We start from the raw sequence: 14,371 nt of genomic DNA, 5'->3' as shown, positions 1-14,371 counted from the left end.
TTGCAGACATATTGAATGGCCTCAAAAATCGGCAAGTCCCTGCTGTCCTGCTTTTTGTCGAGATTCAGGGGCGACATTCGTAGCGATTATTTCGTCAACTTCGTCACGGTTCTCACCGTCGCTGTTGATAGAGCGGGTCGCACCTTCTACTTCGACGTAGAAACCAGCGTCATCATACATCTCGTGCATGACACCACTGTTACTAAGAATGACATTCACGCCGTTCTGGTCCAGTTCTTGAGCCACGTTCAGGAGCCGCTTTTGGTCATCTTGGCCGAATCCTTCCGCCGAGTAGTCAGTGAAGTACGCAGTGGGACTCATCGGCTCATACGGCGGGTCGAAGTACACTAAGTCGCCTTCCTCGGCTTCGTCAAGAACATACTCGAAGTCCGAGTTGCGTATGTCAGTGTTCTCAAGTACCCGGCTTGCCTTCCGAATTTCTTTCTTCCGTACCCAATCGGGATTGCTGTAGCGGCCTATCGGGACATTGAATCCACCGCTACTGTTCTCCCGGTATAGCCCGTTGTAACACGTCCGATTGAGGTAAAGCAAAAGCGCCGCCTCTTCCAGCTCGTCGTAATCGTCACCGTAAGGCCGGTTATTGAATAGTTCGCGTTGCTGGTAGTAGTAGTTCTTGATTTCCTTACCTTTCCTGTTCGTCTCGGCAAATTGTCGGTCTGAGTCGGCTTCTGCCTCTGGGTCGTCGAACGTTTGAAGGAACTCAATCAACTCTCTGGGCCTATCACGGACCTGTTTGTAGAAATTAATAAGCCGAGAATTCGTATCGTTGATTGTCCCGTTGTCAGGCTCAATGTCGAAGAAGAGCGCCCCGCCACCGAAGAACGGCTCATGGAAGTGGTCGTAGCTTCGAGGAAATCGGCCGTATAACTCATCAAGCAACTGGCGCTTGCCGCCGGCCCATTTGAGAACTGGATTTGCCATCTCTTGTTATCGGATGTTGCGCCTTCCGACTTAAACATAACCGTTCAATATACCTTGAATGGCTGTTCGTTCTGTATGTTTATCACGAGGCTTGTGTAATGCCAATCCGTGACCACCAGCCGGGATGATGACTCGGGGAAGTTTACCGAGCAGTATCCACGGAGCGCATTCGTTGAGGCAGTGGCAAACATCGAGAACGCCACGACGACGAAAGTGGCCGAAGAGGTGGGTTGCTCCTACGATTTGGCATACCGCCGTCTGAACGCGCTTGAATCAGAAAACGAAATTGAGCGAATAACTGTCGGCTCTTCGTTTATTTGGATTCCGAAGTAGTACACTCAGACAACAGCAATCAGTTGTTGTTATCGGCCAAAATCAGTGCAACTTGAACATAGATTTGTCTTCAGCGAGAAGCGCCGCAGACCCCCTGCACTCTATCTTTGTTGTTTGAAATCCCCGTTAGACTCTCTTCAGTTGGAGTATTAATTTAAAAGGTGCTGTAGTAGGTACAGTTACCGTTACCAAACCGAGGCTGTTAGCTGTAAGGCTGTAAGCTGTAGTATGGAAGGCTGGCGCCTTCTTGCAGAATCCCCTTTCACCCTACCCCTTACTCCTACCCCCTATAGTCCCCCTTCCTCATCCCCTTCCCTCTCTCCCCTTAATCAGTCCTGATTCAAGCAAATAGCACACTGACTACTTGAGGCTACAGAAGGCCCCAGAACCGTCCCAGATACATTTCTTGTGTTCAGCGTGGAATCGTTTTCAGACGACAAAGAACGCTCACCACGGGGATGAGAGGCCCAGAGAAAGCGGTTAGAGTGAGAGGTCTGAGTCACAACCAGCCCAGAAATGCACGGGATACTGAACTGAGGTTCTCACTTTCGGCTTTCCAACACGCTTGTTCTGGCAGACCAGTGAACGGGATGCTATTGTAATATAACCATAGGTAATACTCAAACGCTCTTTTTCCGTGGATTGGTTCCGGCTTGTTCGGTGTCCGGCGAGAAGCCCCCCACCCCTGCTGGTGTGTCCCGGTGTCATGTCCGGTTCCAATGTCCCGGCCCCGGTTGTTACACCGTTCCGCTCTCTTGTGCCGAAAAGGGACGTTAGTTGCTCAGAAATATTCTCAAAATCGGCCAATGTTAGGCGACCATGCTACTGTGTGTCGGCGCGCGCTTCTCGCTGTTCTCGATAGGCTGATTGCGAGCTTCGGCTTCAGGGACGACTCTTTCCTCAATATTGTCCTGCTGGATTGAATCCTCTTGGTCAAAGCGGAAGCTACGGTCCCACAACGTTCACTGCACTTCTGCCCTGTTTCTCGTTGAGTAAAGCTCCACAGTGCGGGGGGACAGCAAGTAGGGGACTCGGCGGGGCTTCTCGCAGTAACCCTTCTGAAAATGATGCAGAGATTGGTTACGTGTTGGCTCTGAGAAAAGAGAGAGAGGTCAATCAGAATCACCAACTTTCTCCCTTAGAGATATTATAGGGCATTAATTGGCGATTTAGGGCTCCAAGTCAACGACAGTAAGCGAATCTAAGACCCCGTCGTGGACAGAATACAGGTAGGCCCCGTATTTTCCACCGGACTCTTTCTCCGCCTTACCCTGTTCAACTAAATTATCCAGAATATTCTGAACGTGCGTCTTCGAGACAGTCTCTCCGTTGCTCTCAAACTCTGCTACGATTTCTCGGATAGTCATCTGTCGGTCGGTCATCTCCAACATCTCTGCTATCCGCTTTTCCTTGTTGATTGGAATCTTCCGTACACCTCGGACGGCATCATCAACCATCCCATTCGGAATAGCATCTGTCCAGACGTATACAATGGCTCCGGCGCTCTCACGGTCTGGATTATGATTGTCACGAGCATAGCGTCCGATGGCTTGGCCGACATTTCTCTCGCGTATGGACTGCAAGATTTCTTCGGCTACGTCAGCATCTTCTCCTTCAAAAAATCGGCCCGTTGCTCGAACTACTGACCCGTCTTCTTTCTCAGTCATCTCTGCCTGTGCTGAGAGTCCAAGTAACGCGACTTTATCGAGGATATTCTCGTCACCGGGGTCAATACAACCGATGAGTAGGCCAACAGGCTCCGTTTTGAAGTCGTCACGAGACTTAATCCCGCCATAGTGTAACACGGTCGGATTGGTGACACCGGCTTCTTTCATCATCCTCTCAACATCTGATTTGAGGCTTTTCGAGGTGATGCAAGTTCGAAAATCGTCACCGAACTTTCGCGTCATAGCCTTGATTAAGGCCATTGCACGTCTTCGCGTTCGCTCTCGTTCGGTATGGTCCCGGCCAGCCCACCCAGTCGTATACGAACGAGTGTATTCATCAACCTGATACACGGTCAATTTCCGCTCATCCCGTCGCCAGACGAATTTATCAATCGCATCTGCGACTCTTTCCAGTTGGAGAGTCGGCGTCGTTTGTAACTTCCACAGGTCGAGAGTCGGATGCCCGTCAAGACCGATAACACAACGAGTTTCCGACAGGTCTGGGACGTAGTGGATGAGTTTGATATTGTTCTTAGTGTCAAAGATGACGATTACCTCAGTGTCCTCTTCGGTCCCAAACCCAAACTTCGAGGGATTATACCAACCGATTCCACGCTTTCGGCCGTTACCTACGTCTGTTGAATTGAGTAGGGCCTGAATGATGGCTGGGGCCAATGCATGAACATCGTCCCGAGTGAACACCCAGTCGGGGTCAAGCTCGATATTAGTTAACTGTGAACGGAATTGGTCAATCGTAGCAGTGTCGTCGGCTTGTACTGCGGTCAGAAGCGATTCCCATGTGTTGTGTGACCCCGGTATCTGGGATAGAACATCAGTAACTGCCTGTCGAATCTTTTCTTGTGTCGTTACTCGTCTGATTTGAGATTCCTGCTCGACTTCCTTTTTGACCTCAATGGTATAATCTGGCTGTTCATCGAAGATAAGGTTCGCACCTTTCGTCAGTGCAGTGTTAAATATGAAGCTCTGGGTGACGTGGAGAACATCGAACGGCACAGAATCCGACTCAAAGATTGTGTGCCACTGAGAAACTGCTTCACATCGTTCGTTTTCAGAACAGGGCAGTGCGCCACAGCGTTGTTCAAGCTCTTTGTGGGCCTCGGAGAAAGGAATCTTCTCAGCATCACATTTCCGATTGAACCATGCGGACGGGGGGCAGTTCTCGCCGGGGACATTGATACGGTGGTCGTAATCGCCTTTTGCTACCGGACAAGCTTCTTCTCGGCCCCGCAATCTGTGTGGTATTACTCCTTCTGCCTCTTCGCTCAGCTGGAATGCTCGGTCGCGGGTTTTGATAGTCGGAGAGACGTGGATAACGGGCTTCTCATCTGTGACGTCTCCCAACTTTGACCATCCTGTTGTAGCCACTTTGTGAGTCTTGCCCAGACCAGTGGGAGCCTCGATGAGAGTGTTAGTTTTCTCTTTGAGGGCCTTGTGCATCTCCCTGTGTAGGCGTCCAATGCCCATGCTGGTAGTGAAACGGTGATTAAGAGTATCTGAATCAGTCATGAGTTGGAATATCTGGGATATACAGGGATGTGAGAGTATTTACACTAATCGAGAGGGGGATAGCGTCTCACTCGGCGCGGCGCGTTCTCGCAGAAGCCAAATTCTACGCTTAATTTTCCTTTCTCATAGTTCGATAGATAGCACATACTATCCTCAGTGCCAGCAAGAGCATTTTCCAAAACCGGCAGACGCCGTCGGCCCACAGCTCGCGCGGGTGTCCTTTGTCGGGAGAAGATAGCGGCAACCCTATCCGCCAGACGGGTGTCCTTCTGGAAGATAATCGCCGGAAAAGTTATGCTAGAGCGGCGCTGTGTATCCATTACGGTCTGCGCCGCCGGCGCAAGCCTAGGCCGGAATTTGAATCCGGGGTCTCGTCCTTACCAAGGACGCGCTTTACCGCTAAGCTACCCAGGCACGCAGTACGTTCTTTCCGGCAGTTGTCTTTAGGCGTTTCGATTCGGGTCCGGGGTGGCGATTGTTCTCAGTGGTCGGCGGCCGCTTCGGTCCCGTCGCTGGCCGAGCGGTCGGGGCGGGCGCGACTCGCCAGCGCGTCCGTCACGTCCTCGCCGAGGAGGTGGGCGCTGGTCGGCAGGCCCTCGCTGGCGAGGCCGGTGGCGTACTCCCGGAGCGTCGACGTGGGCCGGACCCCGGCGGCGGTGACGCCGGCGACGACGGCGAGTTCACACACGTCGACTTCGAGGGTGTCGTCGAGGCGCTCGTCGCCGGTGGTTCGCAGGCGCGTCTGGTCGTGGCCGAACGAGCGCACGACATCGACGGCGGCGTCGGCGGCCTCGGTTCGGGCCAGCAGGTAGAAGCCCCGCGAGACGAGGATGTCGGCGATGAGGATGTCGAGGTCGGCGGCGTCGCGGTCGCCGGTCGTCCACGGGTCGTCGTGGGCGAGTTGGCGGGTGAGCCGAAGGCCCTCGTAGATGAGTTGGACGCCGGCGGCGCGGTCGGCGTCGCCCTCCGACAGGTCGGCGGGCGGGTCGCGGGCGGCGCTGGCGCTGACGACCGTCAGCACGCCCGGTGAGAGCGAGGCATCGTCGAGGCGTGCGATGATGCGTTCGCGGAGACGTTCGGGCTCGACGTCGTCGACTGCCGCCACGGCCGCTTGGCGGACTGCCGCCACTTCCTCCATTGGCGCGACCTAGCGGCGGGAAGGGCAAAGACCTTTGGAAACAGCGGGGTCAGACACGTCATGGTCCGGACGACGGCTGACGGGGACGTTCGCGTGGTGACGCTGGACCGACCGGAACGACGCAACGCGCTCGACCGCGAGGCGCTCCGCGAACTGGCGGCGACGGTCGACGCGGCGGCCGAACCGGTCATCTACCTCCGCGGCGAGGGCGAAGCGTTCTGTGCCGGGGCCGACCTGACCGTCGTCGAGGCGCTGGACGGCGAGTCGGCCCGCGAATTCGCCGCGCTGGGCCAGCGGGTCGCGACGACGCTCGAATCGTACGACGGCGCGGTCGTCGCCGGGATAGACGGGGCCGCCCGCGGCGGTGGCGTCGAACTGGCGCTCGCGTGTGACCTGCGGGTGGCGACGCCGGAGGCGACGTTCGCCGAGACGGGCGTCAAACTGGGGCTGTTCGGCGCGTGGGGCGGCACGCGACGGCTTCCCAGAGTCGTCGGCGAGGGCGACGCGATGGATTTGGCGCTGTCGGGCCGGACCGTCGACGCCGAGGCCGCCCTGCGGATGGGCCTCGTCTCCCGGCTCGTCGACGACCCGCGGTCCGTCGCCGACGAACTGGCCGCCGTCGACCACCGGGCGCTCCGGTCGCTGAAACGCCGGATGCGCGACGAGACGGACCAACGGACCGGCGACGAACGCGAGCGAGCGGCCTTCGCCAGCCTCGTCGAGGCCGCAGAGTTCTGAGAGGGGCGCTCTCGTCGGAGCGGCCGCCGAGCCACACGTTCAAACCCCCCGCCCTCCTACGGCCAGCCAATGGTGGATTGCGACTACTGCGACGAATCGTTCGACGGGGAGGACGCCTACCTCGACCACCTCGCGGCCGCCCACGGCGGCGAGTTGGGAGCTATCGACCAGCGGCGGGTCGACCAACGGACGAGCGACGACGGCGAGGGATTACCGCTCGGCCCTATCGTCCTCGGCGTCGTCGCCGTCCTCGCTATCGGCGCGGTGGCGTTCACGATGCTCGGGGGCGGTGGCGGCGGCCCGCCGGTCGACGGCATCGAAGCCGCGCCGCTGAACGAGTCGGGCGACGCCAGTCTGCTGAACGGCGTCGAACGGTTCCCGAACCAGGGCAACGAACACGTCGCCAGCGGGACGGACGTCGACTACGCGCAGATGCCGCCGCTGTCCGGCCCGCACTACACGGGGACCGTCGAGGCGGGGTTCTACGGGGAGACGCCCGCCCTCGGTGACCTCGTCCACACGCTCGAACACGGCGCGGTCATCGTCTACTACGACCCCGCGACGACCACCGACGCGGCCAACGAGAGCCTCGAAGGGTTCGCGACGGTCCACACCGGGACGTGGCAGAGCGTCGTCGTCGCCCCGAACCCCAACCCGAACCCCGAGGCCGACTACGTCCTGACGGCGTGGCGACACCGGATGTACATGGACGGCTACGACGCCCGGACGGTCCACGCGTTCCTCTCGGAGTTCCTCGGGCGCGGCCCCGAGAACCCGGTTCGGTAGACGGAGCGGCGCTCGGAACGAGATTTATATTCGTTCACCCCCTATCGGCGGCCGTGAATCGCACGGCAGCGCTCGACGCCGTCGTTTTCGGCGTGGACATCCAGAGCGGGGACGTGCGGGGGGACGCCCCCTCGTACGCGCTGGTGGTGTTCGACGGCGACGAGATACAGCGAGACGTCGTGTCGCGGCGGAAACTGCGACGGCGCATCGAGAGCGACGAACCGGCCATCGTCGCGACGGACAACATGTACGAACTGGCCGCCGACAAGGACCAGTTGGTCCACTTTCTGGGGTCGCTCCCCGACGAGACGAAACTGGTGCAGGTGACCGGCGACGAGCGGCCGGAACCGCTCTCGCGAGTGGCGAAGCGCCACGGCGTCCCCTACGGCAAAGACCCGATGCAGGAGGCCGAGGCCGCCGCCCGCCTCGCCGCCGCCAACGTCGGCCAAGAGGTGTCCGCGTTCACCGACACCACCGAGGTGAAGGTCGCTCGCGGCCGCTCGACCGGGAAGGGTGGGTGGTCCGAAGACCGCTACACGCGACGCATCCACGGCGCGGTCAAGACGACGGCCCGCGAAGTCGAATCGGAACTCGACGCGGCGGGACTGGAGTACGAACGGGACGTGACCGAGAAGTACGGCGGCTTCTCGAACGCCGTCTTCCGGGTCGAAGGGCGCCCCCAGGACATCCCCGTCTCCCGACGGCGCTCGGGCGACACCCGCATCGAGATAGAGCGGGTGCGCCGGGACGGCATCGAGTTCCGGCCGCTGGCGAAGCGGCGGGACCACGTCGTCGTCGGCGTCGACCCCGGGACCACCACGGCCGTCGCCATCGTGGGCTTGGACGGCGAGGTGCTGGACGTGTACTCCTCGCGGACCAACGACCGCGCCGACGTCATCGAGTGGATTATCGAGCGCGGCCGCCCCGTCGTCGTCGCCGCCGACGTGACGCCGATGCCCGAGACGGTCGAGAAGTTCCGCCGGTCGTTCGACGCCGCCGGGTGGAAACCCGACCGGGACCTGCCGGTCGACGAGAAGAAACACCGGACCCGCGACGACGCCTACGACAACGACCACGAACGCGACGCGATGGCGGCGGCGCTGTACGCCTTCGACCACCACGAGAGCCAGTTCGAGCGCGTGGCGAGCAAAGTGCCGCCGCAGCACGAAGTCGGTCGCGTCGTCGCTCGCGTCGTCGCCGGTGACGAGTCCGTGGAGTCTGTCCTGCGGGACATCGAGGGCGACGACGAACAACCGGAGGAATCCGAGAGCCACCAGCCGCGCGAACTCACCGACGACGAGAAGGAGATAAAGCGACTGGAGGCCCGCACCGACCGCCTCGAATCGCACGTCGACGACCTCAAACAGACCATCCAGCAGAAGAACGAGCGCCTCGACGAGAAGGACAAGCAACTGGAGAAAGCCAGACAGGAGGGTCGCCGAGAGGTCCGAAAGGACCGCGAGGTGACCAGACTCCAGCGGCGCAACGAGGCGCTCGAACGCACGGTCGAGGAGGAACGCGAGCAACGTGAGGAACTGGCCGAGAAGCTCGACCGCCTGAAATCGCTCTGGAAACTCGACCACTCGAACTTCGCCGACGTGTCCGAGAAGCGCCAGGGCCTCACCTCGGTGAAGGTGGTCGAACAGTTCACTCGGGACGCCATCGAGGACGCCGACGAGCGCTTCGGCCTCGTCGAGGGCGACGTGGTCCTCCTGCGCGACGCTTCCGGTGCTGGCCGGTCGACGGCAAAGCGATTAGCCGAAGTCGGTCCCCGCGTCGTCCTGCGGAACGGGAACCTCTCGGACGCCGCCGACGAGGTGCTGTTCGAGCACGACGTGCCCGTCGCTCCCGCCGAGATGGTCGGGATACAGGAGGTGGACGAACTCGCCGTCGCCCGCGAGGACGAAGTCGAGGACGCGATTGCGGACTGGGAGAACCGCGCCGAGGACCGGCAGAAAGAGCAGAACTCGGCGATGGTCGACCAGATAATCAGCGAGCACCGGGCGGAGAGGCCGGTTAGTGAGGAGTAGCGAGACGCCGAGCGCAGCGAGGAGTCTCGAAGAAGCGCAACGGTGGGCGAAGTGAGCCGTGGCGTAGCGAGACGCCGAGCGACACATCGCAGAAACCGTCAACTGCCGTCAGCTTGCGCGTTGACGGCCTCAGAAGGCGATTCGCTACGAAGCGTTATTACCGCTGACAGTCTACCACACGCATGGCGGGGGATGGTCGTCGACTCGAACAGGCACTCGATACGCTCGACGAAGTCGTCTACGTCTACGACGAGTCGTTCCGACTCGTCCACTGGAACCAGCGATTGAACGACCTGTTCGACCTGAGCGACGCGGAACTCGAAGGGATGCGACCGACGGACTTCTTCGAGGACGGCGACCACGCAGGAATCGCGGCGGCCCTCGAGGAAATCGTCGAAACCGGCGAGACGGTCGTCGAAGCGTGGGCACAGACGACCGAGGGGCGCGTTCGCTTCGAGTTGACCGGGCGGTTGCTGACCGACGACGACGGCACGATGCGCGGGTTCGCCGGTATCGGCCGGGACGTGACCGACCGGCACGAACGGGAGTGGCTCCTCTCCCGACAGAACCAGCGGTTGGACGAGTTCGCCGACATCCTCGCCCACGACTTACGGAACCCGCTGGCCGTCGCGAACGGTCACCTCGAACTGGCGCGACAGGAACGAGAGTCGGACGCGCTGTCGGCCGTCGGCGACGCCCACCGACGGATGGGGCGAATCATCGACGACATCCGGACGGCCACGCAGACGGGGGCGCTGGCGGCGACTCTCGAACCGGTCGACGTGGCCGCCGTCGCGGCGGCGGCGTGGGAGAGCGTCGAGACCCACGGGGCGCGACTCGACCTGCCGGAGGCGCTGACCGTCGACGCAGACGCACAGCGCCTGCGTCGGTTGTTCGAGAACCTGTTTCGGAACGCTGTCGAGCACGGCTCGACGAGCAACTCTCCGTGGACCGACGACGGCGAGACGACCGAGCGGGCTGTACGGGTCCGACTGGTCGAGACGGACGCGGGCTTCGCCGTCGAGGACGACGGGCCGGGCATCGGCTCGGTGGACAGCGAGCGCATCTTCGACCCGGGCGTCAGCGGTGCGACGGATGGCACGGGGTTCGGACTGTACATCGTCCGGACCATCGCGGAAGCCCACGGCTGGACGGTTCGAGCGACCGAGAGCGAGACGGGCGGCGCGCGCTTCGAGTTCGACCTGCGGCCGAGTTAGGGCATCCCGCCCATGCCGAACGACGCGAGGAGACTCGTCACGAGACCGTAGACGATGAGGCCGAGGCCGCCGACGACCAGCGCGAGACCGGCCGCGAGAATGAGGTTCTGCCACGCGACGAGGCCGATACCGCCGAACAGGACGACGACACCCGCGATGCCGGAGAGACCGAGTTTGTCGAGCATATCCCATACGTCAGGCGGGCGGACAAAAGCCCGTCGGTCAGTGCTCGAACTCGGTGTCGACGGCCTGTGCGGCCCTGACCATCTCGGCGACGGCGTCCTGTCGCCGCAGGAGCGTCATGGTGTTGCCCTCCACGTCGAACGTGCCGTCCATCACGGCCTCGGAAACGTCCAGTTCGCCGGCGAGCAGGTGCGTCCACGCCTCGTAGGGGCCGCGCAGGGCGAAGTCGTAGTCGGCGTCGCCGTCGACGAGCGTCGCGTCGTCGCACGCGCCGTCGGCGATGTCGACGCGGAAGCGGACCGGGTCGCCGTCGTAGCGGTCGTCGGCCCGTATCTCGAAGAGAAACCGGGCGTCGAACTCGGCGGCGGCCTCGGCGAACGCCTCGCGGTCGTTGATTCGGTCGCGCCACGCCCGCGCCCAGTCTGCGGCCTCGGCAGGCAACGTTAGCGTCATTACCGGCGGTTACGGGAGCCAGACCTTGTGCCTTGCCACTTCGGCCGGTCGCGGAGGGGCGTTCGGCCCCCGCCGTGGCGAGCGTAATCGTACAAAACTTAACCCTCCCCGGACCGAACAGACAGGTATGAGCGACAACGGGGGCCGAAAGGACCTGCGGATGCCCGACGACGACGAGGTGTTCGCCGTCGTCACGAACATGCTCGGCGCGAACCGCGTGAAAGTACGCTGTATGGACGGCGTCGAACGCACCGCCCGGATTCCGGGCAAGATGCAGAAACGCATCTGGATTCGCGAGGACGACGTGGTCCTCGTCGAACCGTGGGACTGGCAGGACGAGAAGGCCGACATCACGTGGCGCTACGAGAAGCAGGACGCCGACCAACTGCGCGAGGAGGGGCACATCCAGGGGTAGCCACCGAATGCACCGCGACGCAGCGCCGACGGAGGCCCGCCCGTGACCAGCGAAGCCGAGTTCGGCCTGCTCGACACCGACGAGGCCAACGCCCCCGGCGACGAGTGGGAGGAACTCGACGTCTCGGACACGGAGGCCGACCGCATCGCCCGCCGCCGGGACCGCGAGTTCAGCGAGTTCCGGAAACGAATCAAGGACGCCGACCAGTTCAAAGTCGAGGCCAGCGTCTTCGACGACGCCACCTACGGCGCGCTCTACAAACTCGTTCAGGACGGCCACATCGACGCCTTCGGTGGCCCCATCTCCACGGGCAAGGAGGCCAACGTCTACACGGCGCTGTCGGGCGACCACGAAGTCGCGGTGAAAGTGTACCGCATCAACGCCTCGGACTTCAAGGACATGCGGGGCTACCTCGACGGCGACCCCCGCTTCGAGGGCATCGGCTCCGACAAGAAGAAGGTCGTCACCGCGTGGGTCCGCAAAGAGTCCTCGAACCTCAAGCGCGCCCGCAAGGCCGGGGTCCGCACGCCCGAACCCATCGCCGTCGAGCGGAACGTTCTCGTCATGGAGTATCTGGGCACCGAGGAGGGCCGCGCGAAACGCCTGAGCGAGGTCCACATCGAGAACCCAGAGACGGCCTACGAAGTCGTCAAGGAGTACATGCGCCGCCTGTACGACGCCGGACTGGTCCACGGCGACCTCTCGGAGTACAACGTCGTCTTCCACGAGGGGCAACTGTACATCATCGACCTCGGACAGGCGGTGACGGTGTACCACCCGAACGCGGAGGACTTCCTCGAACGGGACTGCCGCAACGTCGCGAACTTCTTCGCCCGACAGGGCGTCGACACCACGCCCGAGGACCTCCTCGCGTACGTCAAGGAACACGCGACCCCCCGCGACAACGAGGACACCGCGCCGGGGTCCGACGACGACGCCGTCCCGCAGGGGACGCCCGCCGACCGGCGCGAGGAGTAGGCCGACGGGTTCGTGATTCGACACACCCGGAGCGGGGAGCTTTCGAGGCCGTCGAAGCGGGCGGTCATCGCTGCCTGACAGAGCAAAGAGTGAACGCCGAAGTCTTAAACACCCAGAACCCCGTAACCGGAACCATACTTATGAAACACGTGAAGATTCCGCAGGACCGAATCGGCGTGCTTATCGGCGAAGGTGGTGAGACGATGCGCGAAATCGAGGAGCGGGCGGAGGTCCGTCTGGACATCGACTCCGAGGACGGGACCGTCAAGGTCGAGTCCGTCGGCGACCCGGTGACGGCGCTGAAGGGGCCGGACATCGTGCGGGCCATCGGCCGCGGGTTCAAACCCGAGGACGCCCTCGCACTGTTGGACGGCGACATGATGATGTTCGAACTCATCGACATCGAAGCGGCCTCGCGGAACAAGAACGACTTCCGCAGACAGAAGGGGCGACTCATCGGCGAGGGCGGCCGAACGCGCGAGTTGATGCAAGAGTTGACCGGCGCGGCCGTCGTCATCTACGGGTCGACGCTGGGCATCATCGGCGGCCCAGAACAGGTCGACGCGGTTCGCGAGGCCGCCGAGATGCTGCTGGACGGCGCGCCCCACGGCTCCGTCTACTCGTTCCTCGAACGCAAGCACAACGAGATGAAACACAAAGGACTCGAGTACCACCAGTTCACCGGGTGACGCCGCGTCGCCGATTTCTGCCGCTTCGGGCGTAACATATAACGCCGCTGACGGACAATAGCGGTGAAGAACGACCGTGTCAGACGACAGCGACGGCTCCGGCGGGACCGACACCGGCGGCGAGAGCCAGACCGTCGGCGACGTGATGGACCGACTGGAGCGCCTGCGGGCCGAGGAGGACGAGCGCGCCGCCGAGACGGCCGAGGGGGTCCTCTTGGACCAGTTGGCCGAGGTCGAACAGCGCCTGCTGGCCTTCGGCGAGGCGTTGGGCGGCGACCCCGACGACGTGACGGACCTGCCGTTCACCGAGGAGGCGGGACTCGACCACATGCCCGAACCGCTGTACGTCCGCCACGACACGGCGATGTTGAATCAGGTGACGGCGTGGCTGTTGCAGGACCAGCACATCGGGCTGGTCAGCCCCTACGGCACGGGCAAGTCGGCGTTTCGGGAAATCGTCCTGCGGGACCTCTCGAAACACGACGACTTCGTCGTCACCCATCTGGACAATCCGCGCGAGACGACGCCGCGGGCGCTGTACCGGGCGGTACTCGAAGCGGCCTACGGCGCGGGCTTCTCCGTCGCGTTCGGTAACTACTCGCAGGTCCGCAACGGCATCCCGTGGGCGACGGCCGAGGCGAAAGACGCCGTCAGAGAGGTGGTCGGTCGCGTGCGCGAACAGGGCAAGACGCTCCTGCTGGTCGTCGACGAGATAGAGGTCCTGAAGGCGGACCTCCTCTCGCCGCTACAGGTGGCGGGCGACGCCGGGGTGCGCCTATTCCTGACCGGGACGCCGGAGGGGAAGCGCCGCGTCGCCGAGATTCGCGGGACGCTGGACTCGCGCCTGCGCTACTACGAGGGCATCGAGCCGTTCGCGCCCGACGACGTGGCGGAGTACGTCGCCCGCTCGCTGGCGTACTTCCGCGGGGAATCCTACGACGGCGAGACGCCGGACCTGTTCACGCAGGCGGCCATCGACGACATCCACGAGCGAACCGACGGCGTCCCCCGCGAGGTGCGCATCGAATGTCGGGAACTGTTCACCCGCGCGGCGTTCGTCTGGTACCGCACCGGACAGGACATCGAGCGGATTCAGGTGACGCCGGAGCTTCGGCATCGGCGCTTCGGGATGGGGTACTGAGACAGACTGCCGTGACCGGGTTTCGGGTCGACCACATCAGAGCGCGCCGTCAACCCGACCAGAAGCCACAGTCGACCGTATGAGCCGCTCTCGCGCCCGATGCGGAACTACATTACTGTTGGATTCCTAGCATA

At 62.2% G+C, this 14,371-nt stretch carries 14 protein-coding genes and 1 tRNA gene; 9 read left to right on the top strand and 6 right to left on the bottom strand.

Annotated elements, in window-relative coordinates:
* Window positions 1–21 precede the first annotated feature (21 nt).
* Window positions 22–942, bottom strand: coding sequence for a DNA adenine methylase (locus NJQ44_RS01690; RefSeq protein ID WP_254272950.1), 921 nt, complete (start codon window positions 940–942; stop codon window positions 22–24).
* 108 nt (window positions 943–1,050) lie between these two features.
* Here NJQ44_RS01690 and NJQ44_RS01685 point away from each other — a divergent pair, with 108 nt between their 5' ends.
* A complete protein-coding gene (locus NJQ44_RS01685) occupies window positions 1,051–1,275 on the top strand; it encodes a transcriptional regulator (RefSeq protein ID WP_254272949.1) in 225 nt (74 codons plus the stop codon).
* A gap of 1,169 nt (window positions 1,276–2,444) precedes the next feature.
* Here the strand turns inward: NJQ44_RS01685 and NJQ44_RS01680 are convergent.
* The 3 genes from NJQ44_RS01680 to NJQ44_RS01670 all read right to left on the bottom strand — a co-directional run bounded on the left by NJQ44_RS01680 (window position 2,445) and on the right by NJQ44_RS01670 (window position 5,607).
* Window positions 2,445–4,400 (bottom strand): ATP-dependent DNA helicase, encoded by a 1,956-nt coding sequence (locus tag NJQ44_RS01680; RefSeq protein ID WP_254272948.1) that lies wholly within the window; start codon window positions 4,398–4,400, stop codon window positions 2,445–2,447.
* Window positions 4,401–4,811: 411 nt separating this feature from the next.
* Window positions 4,812–4,883 (bottom strand) — tRNA-Thr (locus NJQ44_RS01675).
* A gap of 67 nt (window positions 4,884–4,950) precedes the next feature.
* Entirely contained in the window at window positions 4,951–5,607 is a 657-nt protein-coding gene (locus tag NJQ44_RS01670) for a DUF7114 family protein (RefSeq protein WP_254272947.1), read from the bottom strand.
* 60 nt (window positions 5,608–5,667) lie between these two features.
* On the opposite strand from NJQ44_RS01670, the gene NJQ44_RS01665 reads away from it, so the two are divergent.
* From NJQ44_RS01665 to NJQ44_RS01650, 4 genes are all read left to right on the top strand, one after another.
* The gene (locus NJQ44_RS01665) at window positions 5,668–6,345 is read left to right on the top strand and encodes an enoyl-CoA hydratase/isomerase family protein (RefSeq protein WP_254272946.1); all 678 of its coding nucleotides are present in this window, start codon (window positions 5,668–5,670) and stop codon (window positions 6,343–6,345) included.
* A 69-nt stretch (window positions 6,346–6,414) separates the two neighbouring features.
* Window positions 6,415–7,131 (top strand): thioredoxin-like domain-containing protein, encoded by a 717-nt coding sequence (locus tag NJQ44_RS01660; protein WP_254272945.1) that lies wholly within the window; start codon window positions 6,415–6,417, stop codon window positions 7,129–7,131.
* A gap of 53 nt (window positions 7,132–7,184) precedes the next feature.
* Window positions 7,185–9,161, top strand: coding sequence for a DUF460 domain-containing protein (locus tag NJQ44_RS01655; protein ID WP_254272944.1), 1,977 nt, complete (start codon window positions 7,185–7,187; stop codon window positions 9,159–9,161).
* A 182-nt stretch (window positions 9,162–9,343) separates the two neighbouring features.
* Window positions 9,344–10,378 carry a sensor histidine kinase gene (locus tag NJQ44_RS01650; RefSeq protein WP_254272943.1) on the top strand — a complete coding sequence of 345 codons (1,035 nt, stop codon included), beginning with the start codon at window positions 9,344–9,346 and terminating at the stop codon, window positions 10,376–10,378.
* Here the strand turns inward: NJQ44_RS01650 and NJQ44_RS01645 are convergent.
* A complete protein-coding gene (locus NJQ44_RS01645) occupies window positions 10,375–10,563 on the bottom strand; it encodes a DUF7470 family protein (protein ID WP_254272942.1) in 189 nt (62 codons plus the stop codon). The two genes, NJQ44_RS01650 and NJQ44_RS01645, sit on opposite strands and share 4 nt — an antisense overlap.
* Window positions 10,564–10,600: 37 nt before the next feature.
* Complete coding sequence (locus NJQ44_RS01640; protein ID WP_254272941.1) at window positions 10,601–11,014, bottom strand: SCP2 sterol-binding domain-containing protein; 414 nt, start codon at window positions 11,012–11,014, stop codon at window positions 10,601–10,603.
* Window positions 11,015–11,141: 127 nt separating this feature from the next.
* Between NJQ44_RS01640 and eif1A the strand changes: the two genes are divergently transcribed.
* The 4 genes from eif1A (at window position 11,142) to NJQ44_RS01620 (ending at window position 14,237) form a co-directional block, all read left to right on the top strand.
* Window positions 11,142–11,429, top strand: coding sequence for a translation initiation factor eIF-1A (eif1A, locus tag NJQ44_RS01635; RefSeq protein ID WP_254272940.1), 288 nt, complete (start codon window positions 11,142–11,144; stop codon window positions 11,427–11,429).
* 42 nt (window positions 11,430–11,471) lie between these two features.
* Window positions 11,472–12,407: a serine/threonine-protein kinase Rio1 gene (gene rio1, locus NJQ44_RS01630; protein WP_254272939.1), complete on the top strand. Its 936-nt coding sequence runs from the start codon at window positions 11,472–11,474 to the stop codon at window positions 12,405–12,407.
* 140 nt (window positions 12,408–12,547) lie between these two features.
* The gene (locus NJQ44_RS01625) at window positions 12,548–13,096 is read left to right on the top strand and encodes a KH domain-containing protein (protein WP_254272938.1); all 549 of its coding nucleotides are present in this window, start codon (window positions 12,548–12,550) and stop codon (window positions 13,094–13,096) included.
* A gap of 145 nt (window positions 13,097–13,241) precedes the next feature.
* Window positions 13,242–14,237: an ATP-binding protein gene (locus NJQ44_RS01620; RefSeq protein ID WP_254274365.1), complete on the top strand. Its 996-nt coding sequence runs from the start codon at window positions 13,242–13,244 to the stop codon at window positions 14,235–14,237.
* Window positions 14,238–14,371 lie beyond the last annotated feature (134 nt).

The organism is Haloarcula marina (assembly GCF_024218775.1).
GTDB classification, from domain to species: domain Archaea; phylum Halobacteriota; class Halobacteria; order Halobacteriales; family Haloarculaceae; genus Haloarcula; species Haloarcula marina.
This window is presented reverse-complemented; position numbering and strand designations above follow the sequence as displayed.